Raw genomic sequence first — 23,798 nt, 5'->3', positions numbered from 1 at the left:
ACATCAGACCCACGTGTCAGTCAAGGTGTTTTCTCAAAGTGTTGATTTTTAAGAGCAAAGTTGTTATTATATACGGGATAGAAAAGGGAGATAATGATGAAATTAAGAAAACATATGATTTCCAGGGTGCTGCCCGACAGTATTGCCGAGGAGCTGGGGCTGGAGCCGGGAGACAGACTTGTGTCTGTAAACGGACAGCCTGTGGAAGATGTCTTCGATTACCGGTATCTCATGAATGAAGAGCTCGTGGTGCTTCTGGTAGAGAAGCCTGATGGCGAAGAGTGGGAGTTGGAGGTAGAGAAGGAATATGAGGAAGACCTTGGAATAGAATTTGAGAACGGAGGACTGATGGATGACTATCGCTCCTGTTCAAATAAGTGTATGTTCTGTTTTATTGACCAGATGCCGCCAGGTATGCGTGAGACGCTGTATTTTAAGGATGATGATTCCAGGCTTTCCTTTCTTCAGGGAAATTATGTTACGCTTACCAATATGAGTGAGAAGGATATTGAGCGTGTGATCCGCTATCATCTGGAACCGATCAACATTTCGTTCCAGGCAATGAATCCGGAACTCCGGTGTAAAATGCTGCATAACCGTTTTGCAGGAAAGGCCCTGGATAAGGTGGATATGCTGTACAATGCAGGAATCACCATGAATGGACAGATCGTACTGTGTAAGGGTGTCAATGACGGAGACGAGCTGGAATACAGCCTTGAAAAGCTTTCCGCTTATGCGCCGGTCCTTCAGAGCGTTTCTGTTGTACCGGTAGGACTTACCAAATACAGAGAAGGTCTCTATCCTCTGGAGCCTTTTAATAAGGAAGATGCTGAAAAAGTCCTGGGGCAGATCGAACGCTGGCAGAAGATCATGATGGAGAAATACGGGATCCATTTTATCCATGCTTCAGACGAATGGTATATTCTGGCAGACAGGGAGCTTCCCTGTGAGGATGAATATGATGGATATCTGCAGCTTGAGAATGGCGTGGGAATGCTCAGACTTCTGGAAACGGAAGTAAAAGAAACGCTGGAGGGGCTTTCCGGTGACGACCGTAAGGTGACAGGCAGGATCGCTACAGGAAAACTGGCAGCGCCTTTTATCGCACGCTATATAAAAGAGATCCAGAAGAAATATCCCAATGTGCAGATTTCGGTCACAACCATCGAGAATCGTTTTTTCGGTGAAAAGATCACGGTGTCCGGTTTGATCACAGGGCAGGATCTGAAAGAGCAGCTTTCCGGTCTTGACCTTGGAGAGAAGCTTCTGATCCCATGCAGCATGCTGAAAGGTGATGAGGAGATTTTTCTGGATGACATGACGCTGGAAGAGCTTTCGGAAGCACTGAACACAGAAATTGTAATCGTAGACACAGGAGGACGTGATCTGGTGGAAGCCGTGATCTACCCTCCGGAACATAAACAAACAAGAAGGAGACAGATTTATGAGCAAACCAGTAGTAGCGATAGTGGGAAGGCCTAATGTAGGCAAATCCACTCTGTTTAACGCTCTGGCAGGTGACAATATTTCCATAGTAAAGGATACACCAGGAGTAACCCGTGACAGGATTTATGCAGATGTCACATGGCTTGACAGGACATTTACCCTGATCGATACAGGCGGAATCGAGCCGGACAGCAGCGATATCATCCTCTCAAGAATGAGAGAGCAGGCACAGATCGCCATTGATACGGCAGACGTGATCATTTTTATCACAGATGTCCGCCAGGGTCTTGTGGATTCCGATGCCAAGGTGGCAGATATGCTCCGCCGCAGCGGCAAGCCGGTACGTCTTGTAGTTAACAAGGTAGACAGCCACCAGAAATATATGATGGACGTATATGAGTTTTACAATCTTGGAATCGGAGAACCGATCCCGATTTCCGCAGCTAACAGACAAGGTCTTGGAGACATGCTGGATGAGGTGATCAAAGAGTTCCCGGATAAGAGTGAAGAGGAAGATCAGGATGATATTCCGAAGATCGCCATTGTAGGAAAGCCGAACGTGGGAAAATCTTCTCTGATCAACAAGCTTCTTGGAGAGGAGCGTGTGATCGTATCCAATATTGCAGGAACCACACGTGATGCTATAGACACAAAGGTTACCTGGAACAAAAAAGATTATATTTTTATCGATACTGCAGGACTTCGACGCAAGGGTAAGGTAAAAGAAGAGATTGAGCGCTACAGTGTTATCCGTACTGTGACAGCTGTAGAGCGTGCAGATGTGGTTGTAGTTGTGATCGATGCCTCCGAGGGCGTTACCGAGCAGGATGCTAAGATCGCGGGAATCGCTCATGACAGAGGAAAGGGTATCATTGTAGCGGTAAATAAATGGGATGCCATTGAGAAAAATGACAAGACCATCTACAAGCATACGGAAAAGATCCGTCAGATCCTTTCCTTTATGCCATATGCACAGATCATCTTTATCTCTGCAAAAACAGGTCAGAGACTTCCAAAGCTTTTCGAAAATATCGATACAGTTATCGAAAATCAGACACTTCGTATCCAGACAGGTGTTCTTAATGAGATCCTTTCTGAGGCAGTCGCTCTTCAGCAGCCGCCGTCTGACAGAGGAAGAAGACTGAAGATCTTCTATATGACACAGGTTGCGGTAAAACCGCCGACATTTGTTATCTTTGTCAATGACAAGGAACTGATGCATTTTTCCTATGTAAGATATCTGGAGAACAAGATCAGGGATGCATTTGGATTTTCCGGAACTTCCCTGAAATTTATCATCCGCGAGCGCGGGGAAAAGGAATAAAAGTATGGAACGTATTATTTGTCTTGTTATCGGTTATGTATGCGGGCTTTTTCAGACAGGCTATATTGTTGGAAAAGTCCACAAGACAGATATCAGAGAGCATGGCAGCGGAAATGCGGGTACTACGAATGCCTTCCGGACCTTTGGAAAGAAAGCGGGAGCGATCACCCTGCTGGGAGACTGCCTGAAGTGTGTACTGGCTATTGTGATCGTGAGAATGGTTTATGGAAATTCCATGAATGGTATCCTTCCGCTTCTTACCCTTTATGCAGCATTGGGATGTATCCTCGGCCACAATTTTCCGATTTCTATGGAATTTCGCGGTGGAAAGGGAATTGCTGCTTCTGTGGGTATGATCATTGCTTTTGACTGGCGGATATTTATTGTATGTGCAGTTGTCTTTTTTGCACTGTTCTTTACAACTCATTATGTATCGCTTTGCTCTCTCAGTGCATATGCGGTGGCTTTTATCCTGGTCCTGGTTTTTGGACATATGGGAAAATATGGGATGGATCAGGCGCATACTGTTGAGCTTTATATCGTGATGGCAGTTCTTACAGCAATGGCGTTCTACAGACACAGGGCAAACATTGTAAGACTGTTTCATGGAACAGAGAATAAGGTGTTTTTAAGCAGTAAGAATAAAAAATAAGAGGTAAGATTTATGGCAAAAATCAGCGTACTGGGTTCGGGGAGCTGGGGATTAGCCCTGGCACTCCTGTTGCATAATAATGGCCATGAAGTCCTTCTTTGGTCAGCAAGACCGGAGAATGCCCGAAAACTCCGGGAAAAAAGAGAAAATCCTGACAGGCTTCCGGGGGTACGGCTTCCGGATGAAATCGATGTCCTGACAGATCTGGAGCGTGCGCTTAAGGATGTGGATGTAACAGTTCTGGCAGTAGCTTCCCCGTATATCCGGAGTACTGCACACAAGATGGCATCGTTTGTGTGCAGGGACCAGAAGATCGTCAATGTTGCAAAAGGTATTGAGGAAAAGACACTGAAAACACTCAGCGAGGTGATTGAAGAAGAAATCCCGCAGGGTAATGTAGCTGTACTTTCCGGTCCAAGCCATGCGGAAGAAGTAGGACGCGGACTTCCTACAACCTGCGTGATCAGCGCACATACACAGGAAACTGCGGAATACCTTCAGAGCATTTTTATGAGCCCTGTGTTCCGCGTGTATACAACACCGGATATCCTTGGGGTGGAACTTGGCGGAGCACTGAAAAATGTGATCGCACTGGCAGCAGGTACTGCCGACGGCCTTGGATATGGAGATAATACCAAGGCGGCACTGATCACCAGGGGAATCACGGAAATAGGAAGACTTGGTAAAAAAATGGGGGCGCAGATGGAAACCTTTTACGGCCTGTCCGGGATCGGCGACCTGATCGTGACTTGTGCAAGTAAGCATAGCCGTAATCGAAAGGCCGGATATCTGATCGGCCAGGGATATACGATGGAAGAAGCTATGAAAGAAGTGCAGATGGTTGTGGAAGGTGTTTATTCTGCAAGAGCTGCAAGAGAGCTTGCGGAGAAATATGAGGTGGAGATGCCTATCATAACGGAAGTGAACCGCGTACTGTTTGAAGGAAAATCAGCAGCGGAAGCAGTAATGGACCTGATGCTGCGTGATAAAAAAGTGGAAACGCCCATGCTCCCGTGGGAAAATGCGTGAGCGGATCAGTTAAATATTTCCGGGTTTCAGATATGTGAAATGCTAAGCTGGGAATAACAGGATCGCCGTATCAACTGAAAAGAAAAAATAAAAAGATATCTGCCAGAAGATCACTTATACTCTGACAGATATCTTTTTTGCATTATTATGGAAATTAAAACTGAATATCACGGAGATCTTCTGGAACATGAGAAGTATGCAGATCTTCGTTCAGTGTATCGATGATCGCCATATCTTCATCCTCGATATTGAAGTCAAAGATGTTTCCATTGCTGCGGATTCGTTCCGGGTTGATGGATTTCGGAATGACAGAAATTCCCTTCTGTATTGCCCAGCGAAGCCCGATCTGTGCAGGAGTCCTGGCATATTTGGTCCCCAGAACACACATTACATCATTATCAAAATATGCACCTCTTGCCAGAGGAGCATAAGCCTGTACCTGAATACCGAAAGCCTTGCAGTATTCAATCAGTTCAGCAGGGTAACACAAAGGATGGCACTCGATCTGGTTTACAGCAGGAATAACCCCGGATATCTTACGAAGCTCTTCTAGATGCCGGATATCAAAATTACTGACGCCGATACTTAAAGCACGTCCAGATTCCAGAATGGATTCCAGCTCTTTCCAGGTGCTCAAATAGCAGCCGGGAACCGGCCAGTGTATCAGATAGAGATCTACATAACTGACTTTCAGACGGTCGAGACTACGGGAAAAAGCTCCCTGGACATCGCCGAGACGCTGCGCATTGTTCCAGATCTTGCTGGTGATGAAAAGATCCTTTCTGGGAACTCCGCATTTGGCAATGGCACGGCCAACGCTTTCTTCATTTTTATAAACAGAAGCGGTATCGATCATGCGGTAGCCGGCGGAAATAGCAGAAGTGACTGCTGCTTCGGCCTGTACGTCATCGGGCAACTTGTATACGCCAAGCCCCAGAAGAGGCATTTCTCTGTCGTTGTTCAGAAAAACAGTTTCTTTCAAAATAATTCCTCCTTGTATGTTCTGCTTTCCATGCTTTTGCTATTATAGCACAAAAATATGAAAGAATCACATCAATTATATTACAAAAGTGATAAAGCTTAGAGTTGGACAGACGCGCAGACTGGGTAATAAGTTGTGGTTTGAAGAGACTAACTTCGTTAAAAATGAAACAATCGAGTTAATTTACTGTCAAAGTTTTTGGAAAAATAGGAAAAACAGCATATAATTTTGGCTATATTTTATAATTATTTTCTTGATAATAACAGTGAAAAGATGTATAATAAATTTAATTGATAAATTCTTGTCATGAGAGTGTCCGCCTGGCGGATACAGGAAAGGGGTATTTATGCATTTAATCAAAGATGAGAATGGCAATCTTGTTCAGCATGGACATGCAGACAGCCATGAACATACACATGAGCACACCCATGAGGACGGTGTGACTCACAGCCATACACACAGCCATGCGGAAGGAGATAACCATTGTCATACACACGGTGATGGACACTGCGGTTCCTGCGAGAGCGGTGACTGCAAGAATGAGACTGTAGCACTTCTTACCTACATGCTGCAGCATAACGAGCATCATGCCGCAGAACTTGATCAGATGGCTGACAATCTTAAGAAGCTTAACATGGATGCAGCTGCGAAGACGATCAAAGAGGCAGTTGCAGATTTTCAGAAAGGCAATATGAGACTTGGACTTGCCCTTACACTTGTTAAGGAAGAGTTGAAATAAAAACCGACAGAATAGTTTTGACAGCATAGTGGTTAAATGATGCCACTTATTTGGAGGAATGATTATGTGTCTTGCAACAGTATATAAGGAAGAAGATAATTCTGTGATCTTTAAGAATGTAAGCCGGATCGATGTGGACGGAAATAAATTGATCCTTCGAGATATCATGGGAGATGAGCGCGTGGTAGAAGGCAGTATCCTTATGGTGGATCTTGCAAACAGCATCGTGAAACTGCAGTGTGACTGATACAAATACGTGGAGGACGATCAATGAAATTATCTGAAGCAATGAGAGAAAAAATGCTGCTTTCCTTTGAACTTTTTCCGCCAAAGACAGAAAAAGGTATGGCAAACCTGCCGGGAACCATTGAACATCTCATGAAGTATAGACCGGAGTATATTTCCTGTACATACGGTGCCGGCGGCGGAAATGTCGGTGCCAACAGGGAAGTATGCCAGATGATCAGGAATGCAGGAACTGTTCCTGTAACACACTTCACAGTGATCAAGAACACAAAAGAAGGAATCAGACAGCAGTTGGAACAGTATCTGGCAGATGGCGTTGACCATATGCTGGCACTTCGCGGAGATATTCCACTTGGTGAGACAACAACCTGCGGAGACTTCAATTATGCGACAGACCTTGTTAAATTTGTCCGTGATGAATTTGGCGATAAGTTCGAGATCGCAGTAGCCGGTTCACCGGAAGGTCATATCGCATGCAGAAGCTTGGATGCTGATATTGCTGTTTTGAGACAGAAACAGGACAATGGTGCTGATTATATCATGACCCAGCTCTGCTGGGATATGGAACAGTTTAAATACTGGTTGGACGCTATTCGCGAGGCTGGAGTGACAATGCCTGTAGATGTTGGTGTAATGCCAATCCTGGATCAGGCAGCTACCATTAATATGGCTCTTTCACGTAATGGCTGTGTAATGGACAGTGAGCTTTGCAGGCTGATCTCCAGAAACTGGCTGTTCCCGAATCCGTTTAACGCTAAAGATGCTGATGGTAAACCATTTGACATGTTCTATGAGGACAAGGTTAAACGATTCAAAGAAGAAGGAATCGAATACACCATCAGACAGATCGATGAGTATCGCGCTCTTGGTGTTGACGGTATCCATCTTTATGCATTAAACAAATGGAAAGATGTATCCGAGATCATTGACAGATCCGGACTTCGTACACTTATCTAATCATCAACGAAATAAATAAGAATTCCGGCACGATGCGGAGGTGTCAGAACAGTATCAGGCACCTCCCTTATGCGCCGGCATAACAGATATAAAATCAGGAGGTGCCCGTTTTATGGCACATGTTATTGCAGTCGCAGGAAAAGGCGGCGTTGGAAAAACTACATTATGCGGAATGCTGATCCAGTATCTCTGCGAAAAGAAAAAAGGACCTGTACTGGCTGTAGATGCAGATGCCAATTCAAATCTGAACGAGGTTCTTGGTGTAGAAGTAGATACAACTCTTGGCGATGTCCGCGAGGAGATCGCACATGCTGAGATGACAGAGAAAAGCCCAATCCCCAAAGGAATGTCCAAGGCAGATTATGCGGAGGTACGTTTTGAGGATGCTCTTGCAGAGGAAGATGATTATGATCTTCTTGTAATGGGAAGAACCCAGGGAAAAGGCTGCTATTGCTTTGTAAATGGTCTGCTTCAGGCACAGCTTGCCAAATACCAGAAAAATTATCCGTATATTGTTGTGGATAACGAAGCTGGAATGGAACATATCAGCAGAGGAATCCTTCCGAGCATGGAGACAGCAATTCTTGTAAGTGACTGCTCCAGAAGAGGCGTTCAGGCAGTTGGCAGGATCGCAGAGCTTATTAAGGAATGCGATATGAAGCCTTCCAGAGTAGGTCTTATTATCAATCGCGCGCCAAAAGCAGAACTGAATTCAGGAATCCTTGAGGAAATCCGGAATCAGGGACTCGATCTGATCGGTGTGGTACCACAGGATGAGGCAGTTTATGAATATGACTGCGATGGTAAACCAACCGTTACTCTTCCTGAGGATAATCCGATGAGAAAAGCAGCTTTTGAAATTTTTGATAAATTAGGTTTATAACGAAATATAAACCTTTTTTTAAAAAAGAAAATAACCCATGGGTGGGGATGGGTTCCTGCCCTGGGCTTATTATAAAAAGAAAAATAAAAATAGATGTGCTATTAAAGGAGGTCTATAATGAGTGAATTCAAATTAACTACAGTGGAGGAATTTGAAGCCGCTACAGCCCGTCTTCTCGAGACAGGTGCAAAGGTAGGAGCAGATGCATGGCAGATCCGTGCAAAGAACCAGACTCCGCACTGTAAATTCGGTGAGCAGGGTATCTGCTGCCGTATCTGTGCAATGGGACCGTGTCGTATTACACCGAAGGCTCCAAGAGGAATCTGCGGATGTGATGCTCATGGTATCGTAGGAAGAAACTTCCTTAAATTTACAGCCGGTGGTGCAGCTACTCACTCCGATCATGGTCGTGAGATCTGCCATACACTGTACTGTGCAAAAGAGGGCGGAAATTATCAGGTAAAAGATCCTGAGAAACTGCTTCGCATCGCTAAAGAGTGGGGCGTGGAAACAGAAGGCAAGGATATCTATGATCTGGCTCATGAGATGGCTGAGATCGGTCTTATGGAATATGGTAAACCGTTCGGATATCAGAGATTCCTTGACAGAATGCCTGCAGGACAGAAAGAAAAACTGATCGAGAACGAAATCGCACCACGTGCTATCGACCGTGAGGTTGCAAGCTCCCTGCATATGTCTCATATGGGATGTTCATCTCTTCCGGAAGCACTTGTAAAACAGTCTATTCGCTGCGGTCTGGCTGATGGATGGGGCGGTTCCATGATGGGAACAGAGTTCTCTGATGTATTATTCGGAACTCCGAAGCCACTTGATACAGAGGCTAACCTTGGAGTAATGGTTGAAGAGAACGTAAACATTGTTGTACACGGACATGATCCGAGTCTTTCTGAGATGATCTGTGAGTATGCAGACAGCAAAGAAATGATCGATTATGCAAAATCTGTAGGAGCAAAAGGAATCACCGTTTCCGGTGTGTGCTGTACTTCTAACGAGGTAGCTATGCGTCGTGGTGTTCCGATGGCTGGTAACTTCCTGCAGCAGGAGAACGTAGTACTGACAGGTGCCTGCGAGGCAATCGTAGTTGATGTTCAGTGTATCTTCCCTGCATTAGGACCTCTGAGCAAATGCTTCCATACTAAATTTGTTACAACTTCTCCGATCGCTCAGATGCCGGATTCTGAATTTATCAGATTCAACGCTGAGACAGCAGGAGAAAATGCAAAAGCAATCGTTAAGATGGCTATCGATAACTTCAAGAACAGAAAACCTGAGCTTGTACATATCCCACAGCTGAAACAGAAAGCTACTGTTGGTTATTCAGTAGAAGCGATCGTTAAAGTTCTTGATGGTGTTACAAACTCTCAGGTTGATGTAACAGGAACAACCAAACCATTACTTGAGTGCATCACTTCCGGTGTTATCCGTGGTGCTGTCGCTATGGTTGGATGTAACAATCCTAAGATCCGTCCTGACTATGCACATATCGAACTGATGAAGAAGTGTATCGCAAATGATATTATTATCATCGCTTCCGGATGTTCCGCACAGGCAGCTGCTAAAGCTGGTCTGATGGACAAATCCGCAAGAGATCTCTGCGGTGCAGGTCTGAAACGTGTCTGTGAGCTGGCTGATATCCCACCAGTACTTCATATGGGATCCTGCGTAGATATCTCCCGTATGATGATCCTGGCTGCTGAACTTGCAAAAGATGCAGGACTTCAGATCAATCAGCTTCCGGTAGTAGGATGTGCTCCTGAGTGGATGTCTGAAAAAGCTGTATCCATCGGTAACTACGTAGTTGGTACTGGTATTGATACATTCCTTGGCGTTGATCCATATGTTTCCGGTTCTTCAGAAATGTGCGAACTTCTTACAGAGGGAACAAGAAAATGGACAGGTGCTGCTTACACAGTAGAGACAGACATCGAGAAATTAGTTGATCTTATGATCGAGAGAATTGAAGAGAAGAGAACAGCATTAGGAATCTAATCCGTTGCGATCTTTAAAATGTTATAAAAGGTGGAAGACGTAAAATGAAAATAGCAGTAACCGGTAAAGGCGGAGTAGGAAAGACAACTTTCGCAGCAACACTTGCAAGACTATACGCAGATGAGGGAAAAAAAGTCCTTGCGGCGGATGTGGATCCGGATGCGAACCTGGGTCTTGCCCTTGGATTTGACGAGGAAACCTTGGATTCTATTGTTCCAATCTCAAAAATGCGTAAGCTCATAGAAGAACGCACCGGAGCCAACAGCCAGAATCAGTTTTATAAACTGAACCCAAAGGTAGACGATATTCCGGATACTTATGGAAAAACCTGTAATGGCGTAAAGCTGCTTGTCCTTGGAACTGTGGAAACAGGTGGAGGCGGATGCGTCTGTCCTGAACATGTGATGCTTAAAAGAGTGATCAATAACCTTGTGATCCACAGAGATGATGTGGTGATCATGGATATGGAGGCCGGCCTGGAACATCTGGGCCGGGGCACCACGGAGAGCATGGATGAATTTATTGTAGTGATCGAACCAGGGGCAAGAAGTGTACAGACATATAAGAATGTTAAACGTCTTGCAAAGGATCTGGGAGTTTCTCAGGTTAAGGTCGTGGCCAATAAGGTAAGAAATCCGGAGGATGAGGAATTTATCCGGAGTAAGATTCCGGCAGAGGATCTGCTTGGAATGATCCACTACAATACAGAAGTTATAGATGCTGATCGTCAGGGAAAATCTCCCTACGATTTCAGTGAAACTGTAACAGCTGAAATCAGAAAAATCAAAGACAAAATTGATCAGAATTCAATTCTGTAAAAATAGGAGGTATTACAGTGACTTTATTTGATAGAGTATTCGGCGGAAACGATGCTGTATATGGTTTAACAGAGGGTGCTATTGACGGCGCGATCGCTCAGTATGGCGAAGACAAAGCTGTCAGCTTCCCGAATACCGCTTACAGCCTTCCTTGCTACTATGCTGTAACAGGAACAAAAGTTACAACATTAAAAGAATTAAAAGAAGCTCTTGGCGTTGTAAAAACACTTATGACAAGAGAGAAAAGACTGAACGATGCATTCATGTCCGGTGTTGCTACAGCACTCTGCGCAGAGTTCATCGAGGTTCTGAAATATATCGACGGAGCAACTCCTTACGAAGAGCCATGCTATGGACATCTTGGTGATGCTGTTATCCGTGAGCTCGGTGTACCGCTTGTAACAGGCGATATCCCAGGCGTTGCTGTTATCCTTGGTGCTGCTCCTACTACAGAAGAGGGTGTTGCTCTTGTAAAGAGCTATCAGGCACAGGGTATCCTGGTAACACTTGTTGGCGGAATCATTGATCAGGTTGCAGAAGCCGGAATGAAGACAGGTGCCAACGTTCGTGTTATTCCTCTTGGAAAAGATGTTACATCTGTTGTTCATGTAGTTTCCGTTGCGATCCGTGCAGCTCTGATCTTCGGTAACGTAACACCTGGAGATGCAGGAACACTTATGAAATACACAATGGATCGTGTACCGGCATTTGTTAACGCATTCAAACCTCTGGATGATGTGATCGTAGCATGCGGTGCAGGCGCTATCGCACTTGGATTCCCGGTTGTTACAAATGAGACAGAGAATATCTTCCGTGTACCGAAGAGCCTTATCGTTCAGGAGGACGTAAGCAAATTCAACGCTACTTCCCTTGAGGCACGTGACATTAAGATCAAAATTACAAATATCGATATTCCGGTTGCTTTCGCATCTGCATTCGAGGGTGAGATCATCCGTCGTAAAGATATGCAGGTTGAGTTCGATGGTTCCCGTGTAGACTGTGCAGAGCTTGTACAGACCTGCGATGCTTCTGAGATCGAGGATCACAAGATCACAGTAATCGGACCTGAAGTAGATGAGATGGAATTCGGCAGCAAGAACAGCATTGCATATGTTGTTAAAGTTGCAGGTAAGAATATGCAGTCTGACTTTGAGCCGGTTATCGAGCGTAAATTCCACAACTACATCAACTGTATCGAGGGTGTATACCATACAGGACAGCGTGATATGCAGCGTATCCGTATCAGCATTGACGCATTTAATGCAGGCTTCAGAATCAAACATATCGGTGAGGTTCTTTATGCATCTGTTAAGAATGAGTTCGATGCGGTTGTTGATAAATGTGAGGTTGTTATCTATACAGATCCTGCTGAGTGTACAAGAATCCGTCATGAGGTTGCAATTCCGATCTTTGACAAACGTGATGAGCGTCTTGATACTCTGACAGATGAGTCTGTTGACGTATATTACAGCTGTATCCTTTGCCAGGCATTCGCACCAAGCCACGTATGTGTAGTAACACCTGAGAGACTTGGTCTTTGCGGTGCGGTTTCATGGCTGGATGCAAAAGCTACACATCAGCTTGACCCAGCTGGTCCTTGCCAGATCATCACAAAAGAGCGTCCGATCGATGAGAATCTTGGTTCTTATGAGGACGTTGATGAGGCAGTTCAGAAATTCTCCCAGGGTGCTCTGGAGCACGTTACACTGTACTCCATCATGCAGGATCCGATGACTTCCTGCGGATGCTTCGAGTGTATCTGTGGTATCGAGCCATTCTCCAACGGTGTTGTTATTGCTAACCGTGAGTATGCAGGCATGACACCACTTGGAATGACATTCCCTGAGATGGCATCCATGACAGGTGGTGGAGTTCAGACACCTGGATTCATGGGACATGGTAAACATTTCATTTCCTCCAAGAAGTTCATGAAGGCTGAGGGCGGTATCGAGCGTATCGTATGGATGCCGAAAGAACTGAAAGAATTCGTAGCTGACAGACTTAATAAGACTGCAAAAGAGCTTTACGGAATCGATAACTTTACAGACATGATCGGTGATGAGACGATCGCAGAAGATCCGGAGACACTGGTTGCATTCCTTACAGAAAAAGGACATCCGGCTCTCGGACTTGATCCGATGATGTAATTTATCAGGGAGAAAGGATGTGCGGACATCCTTTCTCCTGTAAACTGTTAAAAAGTTTGTTGATTTTTTAACAGAAATATAGTGCTGCATCTTGCCAATAACTGGTGCTATGTAGTATAATATAAGAAGCTCTGTAGTTTTTTAATTATTATTTTTAAGGAGGCTAACGAAAAATGCCGTTTAATCAGAAACCACAAAAGTTCAATGCAAAGATTAATGCTGTCACAATCGGAAGCGGAGATAAGACTGTGACAATTGGTGGGGATTGTACATTCCCATTTTATTCCTTTGACGCAGAGTCAGAGAACTGCCCGAAGATCGGTGTAGAGATCTCTGATATGGGTCTTGAGGGCGTATCTGAAGGTATCAAAGCTTACTATGAAGGCGCTACTACAATGGCTGACATTGCTAAGAAAGCTGCAGCTATGGAGGGTGCTGACTTTGTTGCACTTATTCTTGAGGGCGGCGACCCGAACGGTGTTAACAAATCTATCGATGAGCTGATCGCAGTTGTTAAAGAAGTTGCAGATGCAGTTGACTGTCCACTGGTTGTAGAGGGCTGCAAGAATGTTGAGAAGGATGCAGAGCTCCTTCCGAAGGTTGCAGAGGCTCTTCAGGGCAGAAATGCACTGATCCTTTCCGAGAAAGAGGAGAACTACAAAGCGATCGGTGCAGCAGCAGGTCTTGCTTACAATCAGATCGTAGGCGCTGAGTCTGCCGTTGATATCAACCTTGCTAAACAGCTTAACGTTGTTACTACACAGCTTGGTGTAGATGCTAAGAAGATCGTTATGAATATCGGTAGTGCAGCAGTTGGTTATGGATATGAGTACGTAGTATCTACTATGGACCGTATCAAAGGTGCCGCTTTAGGGCAGAATGATAACATGCTGCAGATGCCTATTATTACACCTGTATCCGCTGAGACATGGAATGTTAAAGAGGCAATGGCTTCTGAAGCAGACATGCCGGCATGGGGACCACAGGACGAGCGTGGAATCGACATGGAAGTTGAGACAGCAGCAGCTGATCTTGCAGCTGGTTCTGATGCAGTTATCTTAAGACATCCGGAATCTGTTAAGACAATTTCCAAGCTGATCAAAGCACTTGCGTAATAAATAGGAGGATAAAGAGCTATGGCACTGAATGGTATTCAGATCTTTAAATTAACACCAAAGAAAAACTGTAAGGAATGTGGATGCCCTACATGTATGGCTTTCTCTATGAAAGTTGCACAGGGCGCTATGAAAATTGAGCAGTGTCCTCATATGTCCGAGGATGCATTAGCATCTCTTTCTGAGGCAACTGCACCGCCAATGAAAACTATCAAGATCGGAACAGGCGATGGAGAGTTTACACTTGGTGGAGAGACTGTTCTTTTCAGACATGAGAAGACATTTGTAAGCAAAACAAGATATGCCGTATCACTTTGCACATGCATGAGTGATGAAGAAGTAGAAGCAAAACTTGCAGAGATCCCACACGTTGACTATGATCGTATCGGTGAGAGAATGCATGTAGAGCTTGTGTATGTAAACTGCGATGAGAATGCAGATGCTGCAAAATTTACAGCACTTGTAGAGAAGGCTAAAGGTCTTGGAAGAACACTGATCCTTGGCTGTACAGATCCTGAGATCGCAAAAGCTGCCCTTGAAGTATGTAAGGACGGCAAACCGGTTCTTAACGGAGCAAACGCTTCCAACTACGAGGCAATGAGCAAGGTTGCTACAGATGCAGGCGTAGTTCTCGGTGTATCCGGTAAGGACATCAATGAGTTATATGATACTACAGCAGCTATTGAGAAACTTGGCAACAAGAATCTCGTACTTGATACAACAGGAGCTGACATCAAAGAGACCTTTGCAAATACTGTACAGGTTCGTCGTGCAGCTCTTAAGAATCAGGACAGAACATTTGGTTATCCTTCTATCGTTAACCTTGTTAAACTTGCGAAGGGTGACAAACATTTACAGGCAGCACTTGCTTCCATGTTTACTATGAAATATGGTTCTATCATCGTTATGGAGCAGATGACATATGCAGAGGCACTTCCGCTGTTCGGTCTTCGTCAGAACGTATTTACAGACCCGCAGAAGCCAATGAAGGTAGAACCGGGCATTTATCCTCTGAACGGAGCAGACGAGAATTCTCTCGTTGTAACAACAGTAGACTTTGCTCTTACATATTTCGTAGTATCTGGCGAGCTGGAGCGTTCCGGTGTTCCGCTTAACCTGGTGATCAATGATGCAGGCGGACTTTCCGTACTTACATCCTGGGCAGCAGGTAAATTCTCCGGAAACAGCATCTCCGAGTATATCAAAGAGAATGTTGAGCCGAAGGTTAAATGCAGAAGACTGGTTATTCCTGGTAAAGTAGCAGTTCTTAAGGGCGATCTTGAGGCTAAGCTTCCTGGATGGGAGATCATCGTAGGACCAAGAGAAGCAGTACAGCTTGTGAAATTCTTAAAAGACCTTGATGCATAAACTTAAGGTTTAAGAAATCAGCTGTCCGGCAATATCGCCGGCAGTTATAAACGGCTGTGCAGGTTTGCTGCACAGCCATATCCTACTAATATGTAAAGGAGAACACGAGTATGGCAAAATTTGTAACAATTGGGGAGAGACTTTCAACAACAGCACCGGCAGTAAATAAAGCATTTACTGAGAGAGATCCTGAGCCGATCATCAAAAGAGCAAAACAGCAGCTTGATGCGGGCGCTACATATCTTGATGTAAACATCGGACCGGCTGAGAACGATGGCGAGGACCTTATGAAATGGGCAGTACAGCTCCTTCAGTCTGAGTTTGACAATGTTCCGCTTGCTCTGGATACTACAAACCAGAAAGCTATTGAGGCTGGTATTTCCGTATACAACAGAAGCAAAGGTAAACCGATCGTAAACTCTGCAGATGCTGGAGACAGAATTTCCAATATCGACCTTGCAGCAGCTAACGATGCGATCTGTATCGCACTTTGCTCTTCCGGTATGGTTGCATCAGACAATGACGAGCGTATGATGCACTGCCAGAACATGCTTGAGAGAGGTCTTGGCCTTGGTATGGAAGCAGAGGATCTCTGGTTTGATCCGCTTTTCCTTGTTGTAAAAGGAATGCAGGACAAACAGATGGAAGTTCTTGAGGCAATCAAGATGTTCTCCGAGATGGGTCTGAACTCCACTGGCGGTCTTTCCAACAACAGTAACGGTATGCCAAAACATATCCGTCCGATCATGGACTCTGCTCTTGTAGCTATGGCTATGATGAATGGTCTTACATCTGCAATCGTTAACCCTAACGACCTTCGTCTTATGGAGACAATCAAATCCTGTGACGTATTCAAGGGTAACACACTTTACGCAGATTCTTACCTTGAGATCTAATTTGGCGTGTGAACAAAACAGGAGCGCTGTTTCAGAGGCTGGGGGCTTCGGCCTTCAGCCTCTTTTTTACTAATATAGTTTAGTCTAACTCCCAACGCCACAGGTGGAAGACGAATAACTTTTACGAGGCGAGAAAGGTGGTTGCCGAATGTTTAAGGTGACTTTTGCTTTTGAAAATGGCAGTACGGTAGAAGCATTTGCCAATGCGGGGGATAATTTACTGGAGGTTGCTCGTAGTGCCAATGTGGCTATCGATGCACCATGTTCCGGAAACGGAGCCTGTGGAAAATGTCGGGTACAGTTAAAAAGCGGAGAACTGGACTCAAAGAAAACTCTTCATATTTCGGATGAAGAATATGGCGCAGGCTGGCGTCTGGCCTGTATGAGCAAGATCAGTGCAGATGTGGAGGTTCTTGTTCCGGATATTGCATCCGCGTATAAGAGCCGAATGAAAGTGGCTGATTTGAGCTCAAAAGAAGAAATCGCTATTTTTGAAAATGCCAAGCATGAAGTTGAGATGGCTGGCATAGAACTTACAAACAGTCTTGATGTTGTGGAACTTCAGATGGATATTCCATCACTGGATGATACCATGCCGGATAATGAAAGACTGACCCGTGCACTTCAGAAGTTTATGAACCTGAAGCGTGTCAGAATTCCGTATGCGGTGCTTAAGAAGCTTCCGGATGTACTTCGTGAGAGTAAATTTTCTGTGAAGTGCGTGGTTCGTACAGCACCAAATGACATGTATGTTTATGATATTTTTGACAGTAAGAAAGATGTTGTGATCGGTGGTCTTGCTGTAGATATCGGTACCACAACCGTTTCTGCAGTCCTGATCAATATGGAAACAGGAGAGATCCTGGCCAAGAGTTCTTCCGGAAACGGACAGATCCGTTTTGGTGCGGATGTTATCAACCGTATCATCGAATCTCAGAAACCTGGCGGAAAGAAGAAACTTCAGGATGCAGTGATCAAAGAGACCATTAACCCGATGATCCATGAGATGTGCAGAAGCATTCATTTCCCGGAGGAACAGATCTACCGGATGTGTGTTGCTTCCAATACGACCATGAATCATCTGTTTGCAGGGATCAATGCGGATCCGCTTCGTATGGAACCGTATATTCCTACGTTTTTCAAAACAAATTCCTTGTTTGCATCGGATGTGGGAATTGAGATCAATCCGGATGCACATATTATCATGGCTCCGAATATCGGAAGCTATGTAGGTGGAGATATCACTGCCGGTACACTGGTAAGTATGATCTGGAACAGACCGGAATTTTCTCTGTTTATCGACCTTGGTACTAACGGAGAGCTTGTATTCGGTAATTCCGATTTTATGATGAGCTGTGCATGTTCCGCAGGTCCTGCCTTTGAGGGTGGAGATATCAGCTGCGGTATGCGTGCTACAGACGGTGCTATTGAGGCATGTACCATTGATAAAGAAACTATGGAGCCGACATATAAGGTTGTAGGCGAACCTGGAACCAAACCGGTAGGACTTTGCGGTTCCGGTATCATTGATGTGATCAGTGAACTTTTTATGACAGGAATCATCAATCCGAAGGGAAAATTTGTCCGTGAGGGCAAAAGAATCCGTCACGATCACTATGGCATGGGAAGCTATGTGATCGCGTTTGAAGAGGAAGCCGGTTCTGCCAAGGATGTTGAGATCACAGAAGTAGATATTGATAACTTTATCCGTGCCAAAGGCGCTATTTTCTCTGCAATCCGTACTATGCTGAATTCTCTTGATTTCGATGTTTCCATGATCGATGACGTATATGTTGCCGGTGGAATCGGAAGCGGGATCAATATGGCTAATGCAGTACATATCGGAATGTTCCCGGATATCCCTCTTGAGAAGTTCCATTATATTGGTAACTCTTCTCTGACGGGTGCTTATCTGATGCTTCATTCCACATCAGCAGAGAAGAAAACCTATGAACTGGCTTCAAATATGACTTACCTGGAGCTTTCTACAGTTCCTACCTATATGGATGAGTTTGTAGGTGCATGCTTTATTCCGCATACGGACACAAATCTGTTTCCGTCTGTTATGGAAGAACAGCAGAAGAGATAAAGCAGACTAAAACAGCAGAGGTAAAACATGGCTTTTAGTATAAATGACTTGAATTATGAAAAAGACAGCAAGGAAAGAATGCCCTGGGAGCATTATACAGAGGAGTTCGCTAAGGCAGACCCGGCAGAAATTGCCGGACGTCTTTCACTTCCTTATGACGAAGAGAAGAAAGAACTGACTCTGAAATTCCTGGGAAGCGTTTATCATATTTCCTGGCCGGATTTTCAGGTAACTCATGAAGAAGATGATGCGGGATATTATCCTCTTGAGGAAATGCATTATGCAAAGATCCTTGCTATCCGTTTTCTGCTGAACGGGAATGTATCTCAGGGAAGCGGAAGGTTTAAAACATACAGGGAAATGCCCTGGGGAGAGGTTTATCTCCGTCAGTTTGATGGCAGGTGCATCAAACGCCTGGCATTCACATATGGAAACAGACTTAAGGATTTCAAGGAGATCATGGAACACATCCATGCGGTTCCCGTGGATCATGGAGATATTGCATATCAGGTGGAGATCTTTCCGGGATATGTAGTTCAGATGATCCTCTGGGAGGGGGATGATGAATTTCCGCCGTCCTCACAGATCTTGTTTTCTGATAATTTTCCGGTTTCCTTTGCAGCCGAGGACATGGCTGTTATGGGAGACGTTATCATTGGGTCTTTAAAGGCATTTCTGAAATGTCTTTAAAAATGAAAAATAGTTAAGAACAGGATGGGACCTGTTTTTATAGAGATGCAGTTTTAAGGGATTAAAAACTGTAAAAATACCTAAAGGGAGGTAACATTATGGGATTTAAAAGTGACATCGAGATTGCACAGGAGTGTGAAATGCTTCCAATCACACAGATTGCAGAGAAGGCAGGTATTGACGACAAATATCTGGAGCAGTACGGTAAGTACAAAGCAAAAATTGATTACAATCTGTTAAAAGAGAGTGACAAGAAAGATGGTAAGCTGATCCTCGTAACAGCTATCAACCCGACACCTGCAGGAGAGGGAAAAACAACAACAACCGTTGGTCTTGCAGATGCAATGCAGAAAATGGGCAAAAAAGTAATGGTAGCTCTTCGTGAGCCATCCCTCGGACCGGTATTCGGTGTAAAAGGTGGTGCAGCAGGCGGCGGTTATGCACAGGTAGTTCCGATGGAGGATATCAACCTTCACTTTACCGGTGACTTCCATGCGATCGGTGCGGCAAACAACCTTCTTGCAGCAATGATCGACAACCATATCTTCCAGGGTAATGACCTGAACATTGACCCGAGAAAGATCACATGGAGACGTTGCGTGGACATGAACGACCGTCAGCTTCGTAATGTAGTAGATGGTCTTGGCGGAAGAACAAACGGTATGCCTCGTGAAGACGGATACGACATCACAGTTGCATCTGAGATCATGGCAGTTCTTTGCCTCGCAAGTGACATCAAAGACCTGAAAGAGAGACTTTCCAGAATCATCATCGGATATACCTATGGTAAAGTTTCCGAGCAGAAACCGGTAACAGCTGGTGATCTTCATGCAGAGGGTGCTATGACAGCACTTCTGAAAGATGCCCTGAAACCAAACCTTGTACAGACACTGGAGCATGTTCCTGCAATCGTACACGGCGGACCATTCGCAAACATCGCTCATGGATGTAACTCCGTAACAGCTACAAAGATGGCTATGAAACTTGCAGATTATGCTATCACAGAGGCTGGATTCGGTGCTGACCTTGGTGCAGAGAAATTCCTTGACATCAAGTGTCGTATGGCAGGCCTTCATCCAAGCGCAGTTGTTATCGTAGCTACTGTTCGTGCGCTGAAATACAACGGTGGTGTTCCGAAGGCAGATCTGAACAACGAGAACCTTGAGGCTCTTGAGAAAGGTCTTCCAAACCTTCTGAAACATGTAAGCAATATCAAGAATGTATACAAACTTCCATGTGTAGTTGCTATCAATGCATTCCCGACCGATACCAAGGCAGAGCTTGACCTGGTTGAGGCAAAATGTAAAGAGCTTGGCGTTAACGTTGCACTTTCCGAGGTATGGGCAAAAGGCGGCGAAGGCGGCATGAAGCTTGCTGAGGAAGTAATCCGTCTTGTTGAGGAGCCGAATGACTTCACATATGCTTATGAGCTTGAGGGATCCATCGAGGATAAACTGAATAACATCGTACAGAAAGTTTACGGTGGTAAGAAAGTTGTTCTTACAGCAAATGCTCAGAAACAGGCAAAACAGCTAGAAGCACTTGGATTTGGCAACTGCCCGATCTGTGTTGCTAAGACACAGTACAGTCTGACTGATGATCAGACAAAACTTGGTGCACCGACAGACTTTGAGGTAACAGTACGTAACCTGAAGATTTCCGCAGGTGCAGGATTCATCGTTGCTCTGACAGGTGAGATCATGACTATGCCAGGTCTCCCGAAAGTACCGGCTGCAACCAAGATCGATGTAGATGAGACAGGTAAGATCACAGGTCTCTTCTAATCGGAACATAAGATCAAAAACAACCGGAGGGGGCTTTTTATAAAGCCCCCAATGGGCTCTAAAGAGTGCTAAAATAAGAATATAAGGAGGAGAGTCCTATGGGATTTTCTACAAGTACATGTACTGAATTTGTTGAGGTATTAAGCTCCAAGGCACCGGTTCCTGGCGGCGGCGGCGCTTCTGCTCTTGTAGGTGCGGTTGGTACAGCTCTTGGAAACATGGTTGGAAGCCTTACTGTCGGTAAGAAAAAATATGCAGATGTAGAAGATGAAATGTGGGAGCTGAAAAAGAAATGTGATCAGCTTCAGAAAGATTTCCTTCATCTGATCGAGAGAGATGCGGAAGTTTTTGAGCCTCTTTCCAAGGCTTACGGAATGCCGAGAGAGACAGAAGAAGAGAAGGCTGAGAAGGCTCGAGTAATGGAAGCTGCCCTCAAGGAAGCATGCTCTGTTCCTATGGAGATCATGGAGAAATGCTGCGAGGCTATTGAACTTATCGTTGAGTTCGGAGCAAAAGGTTCCAAGCTTGCAATCAGTGATGCTGGTGTAGGTGCTGCATTCTGCAAAGCAGCTCTTAAGGGAGCAAGCCTGAATGTGTACATTAACACAAAATCTATGGCTGACCGTGCGTATGCAGAGGAATTAAACAAAAAAGCAGACGCTATGCTTGAGAAATATACAAAGATTGCAGACGAGACATTTGACAGTGTTCTCGGAAGACTGAAATAGGAGGAACCAGACAAATGGCAAAGCAGTTATTAGGTAAAGAAGTAACAGCAGCTCTTAACGAGAAGATCAAAGCTAACGTTGCAGAGCTTCAGGCAAAAGGTGTAGATCCTACACTTTGCATTATCCGTGTTGGTGAGAATCCAAGCGATATTTCCTATGAGAGAGGTGCTACAAAGCGCTGTGAGACTCTTGGTGTTGCATGTGAGAAAATCCTTCTTCCGGAGGATGTTTCCCAGGATGAGCTTCTTGCAACCATCGATAAAGTAAACAAAGATGACAAGATCCATGGAGTTCTTCTGTTCCGTCCGCTGCCAAAACATCTGGATCAGGCAGTGATCGAGAATGCACTTGCAGCAGAGAAGGATGTTGACTGTATGACAGATCTTTCCATGTCTGGTGTATTTACAGGCAAGAAGATCGGATTCCCGCCATGTACACCGCAGGCATGCATGGAGATCCTTGATCACTATGGAATCGACTGCACAGGCAAAAAAGCGGTTGTTATCGGAAGAAGTCTTGTAGTTGGTAAACCGGCTGCCATGATGCTTGTTAAGAAAAATGCGACAGTAACGATCTGCCATACAAGAACCGTTGATATGCCATCTGTTGCAAAAGAGGCGGATATCGTCATCGTTGCAGCTGGTCGTGCTGGTGTTGTTGGCGCTGATTATGTCAGAGAGGGACAGACTATTATCGATGTTGGTATCAATGTCAATGCAGAGGGCAAGCTTTGTGGTGATGTTGATTATGCGGCAGTTGAGCCAATCGTTGATGCGATCACACCGGTTCCTGGCGGAGTAGGAAGTGTTACAACTTCTGTTCTTGTAGGTCATGTGGTTGAAGCTGCAATGAGAAAAGCGCAGTAATAACAGTAATAAAGGATTGATCATTTATATATGTACAGATTCCGAAATAGTTTTTGTTTACGGATGATGGTACTTGCAGGCGTTCTGGTGTTCGGAACGCCTGCAAGTGTTTTGGCAGAGGAAGCGGATCATTCTATGGAGGGTCAGATTTCGAAGCCTCAGTCATCTGGAGAGAGTGATACAGAGGGTTTTGTGGATGATTCCACAGATAATACTTATGGATATTATACAATCATGGGGTGTACCACAGTGGATGCGGAGGATATGGTAGTGCAGTATGAGGCGCAGAATGTGGAGTATCCTTCCGGCATCCTGACGGAGGGTGGTGCACCGGATATTGATACGTTTTGCACGATTGTGATAGAGGAAGCGGATGCGGAGGGCGTCCGTGGAGAGGTTGTTTTTGAGCAGGCGATGCTTGAGACCGGATGGCTTCAGTTTGGTGGGGATGCCAGTGCAGGGCAGTTTAATTTTTCGGGGCTGGGGACTACCGGTGGTGGTGTTGCCGGTAATTCTTTTCCTGATGTAAGGACGGGAATTCGGGCGCAGGTGCAGCATTTGAAGGCTTATGCTTCTTCGGAGGAGCTGAACCAGGCTTGCGTGGATAATCGGTTCCAGTATGTTTCCCGTGAGAGTGCGCCTTATGTGGAGTGGCTTGGGATCCAGGAGAATCCTTATGGGGGCGGATGGGCCGCCGGGAGGAATTATGGATATAAGCTTAGGAGTCTTCTGGCGGAGTTGAAGGGGGAGGAGTATACCTGGCCGGAGAGTACGGAGACGGTGGAGAAGTAGTGGTGGTGGCGAACGGGACGGTAGTGGCAGATGGGACGGCCCGGAAGGGAGTGCGGTTCTGTCCGCGGCCGGGCTTCGTCGGCGGCTAGATCTAAGGCGCCGGGATTCTGCTAAAACCATTTTCCAAAAGCCAGAACTCGCGGCTTTTTGCCGCTCAGACAGCTGGCTTTTGAAAAATAACGCAGAAGTCCCGCCGCCTAAGATCCAGCACACCTCCTGCAGAGTCGTCCGCAGACA

The 23,798-nt window shown here is 45.3% G+C and carries 21 protein-coding genes; 20 read left to right on the top strand and 1 reads right to left on the bottom strand.

Translation table 11 applies throughout. The features are described from left to right. Positions 1–96 precede the first annotated feature (96 nt). The 4 genes from DWW77_RS03620 to DWW77_RS03605 are packed head-to-tail and all read left to right on the top strand — an operon-like array spanning position 97 to position 4,451. On the top strand, positions 97–1,482 hold the full coding sequence (locus tag DWW77_RS03620) for a DUF512 domain-containing protein (protein WP_118369140.1): 1,386 nt from the start codon (positions 97–99) through the stop codon (positions 1,480–1,482). Next, entirely contained in the window at positions 1,445–2,770 is a 1,326-nt protein-coding gene (gene der, locus DWW77_RS03615) for a ribosome biogenesis GTPase Der (RefSeq protein WP_015525309.1), read from the top strand. The genes DWW77_RS03620 and der overlap by 38 nt, the downstream gene beginning before the upstream one ends. A 4-nt stretch (positions 2,771–2,774) precedes the next feature. Continuing rightward, positions 2,775–3,422 carry a glycerol-3-phosphate 1-O-acyltransferase PlsY gene (gene plsY, locus DWW77_RS03610; RefSeq protein ID WP_059085934.1) on the top strand — a complete coding sequence of 216 codons (648 nt, stop codon included), beginning with the start codon at positions 2,775–2,777 and terminating at the stop codon, positions 3,420–3,422. A 12-nt stretch (positions 3,423–3,434) separates the two neighbouring features. After that, positions 3,435–4,451 (top strand): NAD(P)H-dependent glycerol-3-phosphate dehydrogenase, encoded by a 1,017-nt coding sequence (locus tag DWW77_RS03605; RefSeq protein ID WP_059085933.1) that lies wholly within the window; start codon positions 3,435–3,437, stop codon positions 4,449–4,451. A 154-nt stretch (positions 4,452–4,605) separates the two neighbouring features. On the opposite strand, the gene DWW77_RS03600 is transcribed toward DWW77_RS03605, so the two are convergent. Further along, positions 4,606–5,433 carry an aldo/keto reductase gene (locus DWW77_RS03600; RefSeq protein ID WP_022426672.1) on the bottom strand — a complete coding sequence of 276 codons (828 nt, stop codon included), beginning with the start codon at positions 5,431–5,433 and terminating at the stop codon, positions 4,606–4,608. 346 nt (positions 5,434–5,779) lie between these two features. Between DWW77_RS03600 and DWW77_RS03595 the strand changes: the two genes are divergently transcribed. The 16 genes from DWW77_RS03595 to DWW77_RS03520 all read left to right on the top strand — a co-directional run bounded on the left by DWW77_RS03595 (position 5,780) and on the right by DWW77_RS03520 (position 23,561). After that, positions 5,780–6,172, top strand: a complete 393-nt coding sequence (locus DWW77_RS03595; RefSeq protein ID WP_015525305.1) for a DUF8180 domain-containing protein — start codon at positions 5,780–5,782, stop codon at positions 6,170–6,172. 64 nt (positions 6,173–6,236) lie between these two features. Continuing rightward, a complete protein-coding gene (locus DWW77_RS03590; protein ID WP_021975843.1) occupies positions 6,237–6,419 on the top strand; it encodes a CooT family nickel-binding protein in 183 nt (60 codons plus the stop codon). A 23-nt stretch (positions 6,420–6,442) separates the two neighbouring features. Continuing rightward, complete coding sequence (locus DWW77_RS03585) at positions 6,443–7,375, top strand: methylenetetrahydrofolate reductase (RefSeq protein ID WP_059085931.1); 933 nt, start codon at positions 6,443–6,445, stop codon at positions 7,373–7,375. A gap of 112 nt (positions 7,376–7,487) precedes the next feature. Continuing rightward, on the top strand, positions 7,488–8,258 hold the full coding sequence (locus DWW77_RS03580) for an ATP-binding protein (RefSeq protein ID WP_021975845.1): 771 nt from the start codon (positions 7,488–7,490) through the stop codon (positions 8,256–8,258). A 117-nt stretch (positions 8,259–8,375) separates the two neighbouring features. Beyond that, positions 8,376–10,268 carry an anaerobic carbon-monoxide dehydrogenase catalytic subunit gene (cooS, locus tag DWW77_RS03575; RefSeq protein ID WP_059085929.1) on the top strand — a complete coding sequence of 631 codons (1,893 nt, stop codon included), beginning with the start codon at positions 8,376–8,378 and terminating at the stop codon, positions 10,266–10,268. Positions 10,269–10,312: 44 nt separating this feature from the next. Next, a complete protein-coding gene (locus tag DWW77_RS03570) occupies positions 10,313–11,086 on the top strand; it encodes an ATP-binding protein (protein WP_015525298.1) in 774 nt (257 codons plus the stop codon). Positions 11,087–11,103: 17 nt separating this feature from the next. Next, positions 11,104–13,233 (top strand): acetyl-CoA decarbonylase/synthase complex subunit alpha/beta, encoded by a 2,130-nt coding sequence (gene acsB / locus DWW77_RS03565; protein ID WP_092072021.1) that lies wholly within the window; start codon positions 11,104–11,106, stop codon positions 13,231–13,233. Positions 13,234–13,406: 173 nt separating this feature from the next. Next, positions 13,407–14,348, top strand: coding sequence for an acetyl-CoA decarbonylase/synthase complex subunit delta (gene acsD / locus DWW77_RS03560; RefSeq protein WP_015525297.1), 942 nt, complete (start codon positions 13,407–13,409; stop codon positions 14,346–14,348). A 21-nt stretch (positions 14,349–14,369) separates the two neighbouring features. After that, entirely contained in the window at positions 14,370–15,716 is a 1,347-nt protein-coding gene (gene acsC, locus DWW77_RS03555; RefSeq protein ID WP_015525296.1) for an acetyl-CoA decarbonylase/synthase complex subunit gamma, read from the top strand. A gap of 110 nt (positions 15,717–15,826) precedes the next feature. Continuing rightward, positions 15,827–16,612 carry a carbon monoxide dehydrogenase/acetyl-CoA synthase methytransferase subunit gene (gene acsE / locus DWW77_RS03550; RefSeq protein WP_015525295.1) on the top strand — a complete coding sequence of 262 codons (786 nt, stop codon included), beginning with the start codon at positions 15,827–15,829 and terminating at the stop codon, positions 16,610–16,612. A 148-nt stretch (positions 16,613–16,760) separates the two neighbouring features. Further along, positions 16,761–18,701 carry a corrinoid activation/regeneration protein AcsV gene (gene acsV / locus DWW77_RS03545; protein WP_092072018.1) on the top strand — a complete coding sequence of 647 codons (1,941 nt, stop codon included), beginning with the start codon at positions 16,761–16,763 and terminating at the stop codon, positions 18,699–18,701. Between the two features lie 27 nt (positions 18,702–18,728). Continuing rightward, complete coding sequence (locus DWW77_RS03540) at positions 18,729–19,391, top strand: DUF3786 domain-containing protein (protein WP_118608064.1); 663 nt, start codon at positions 18,729–18,731, stop codon at positions 19,389–19,391. Positions 19,392–19,489: 98 nt separating this feature from the next. Continuing rightward, positions 19,490–21,175: a formate--tetrahydrofolate ligase gene (locus DWW77_RS03535; protein ID WP_015525292.1), complete on the top strand. Its 1,686-nt coding sequence runs from the start codon at positions 19,490–19,492 to the stop codon at positions 21,173–21,175. Between the two features lie 98 nt (positions 21,176–21,273). Beyond that, entirely contained in the window at positions 21,274–21,903 is a 630-nt protein-coding gene (locus tag DWW77_RS03530; RefSeq protein ID WP_021977714.1) for a cyclodeaminase/cyclohydrolase family protein, read from the top strand. A gap of 14 nt (positions 21,904–21,917) precedes the next feature. Continuing rightward, positions 21,918–22,769, top strand: a complete 852-nt coding sequence (locus tag DWW77_RS03525) for a bifunctional 5,10-methylenetetrahydrofolate dehydrogenase/5,10-methenyltetrahydrofolate cyclohydrolase (protein ID WP_015525289.1) — start codon at positions 21,918–21,920, stop codon at positions 22,767–22,769. A gap of 135 nt (positions 22,770–22,904) precedes the next feature. Continuing rightward, the gene (locus tag DWW77_RS03520; protein WP_330689686.1) at positions 22,905–23,561 is read left to right on the top strand and encodes a glucosaminidase domain-containing protein; all 657 of its coding nucleotides are present in this window, start codon (positions 22,905–22,907) and stop codon (positions 23,559–23,561) included. The last annotated feature ends 237 nt before the right edge of the window (positions 23,562–23,798 follow it).

Source organism: Ruminococcus sp. AF17-12 (assembly GCF_003479245.1).
Lineage (GTDB): Bacteria > Bacillota > Clostridia > Lachnospirales > Lachnospiraceae > Blautia_A > Blautia_A fusiformis.
This window is presented reverse-complemented; position numbering and strand designations above follow the sequence as displayed.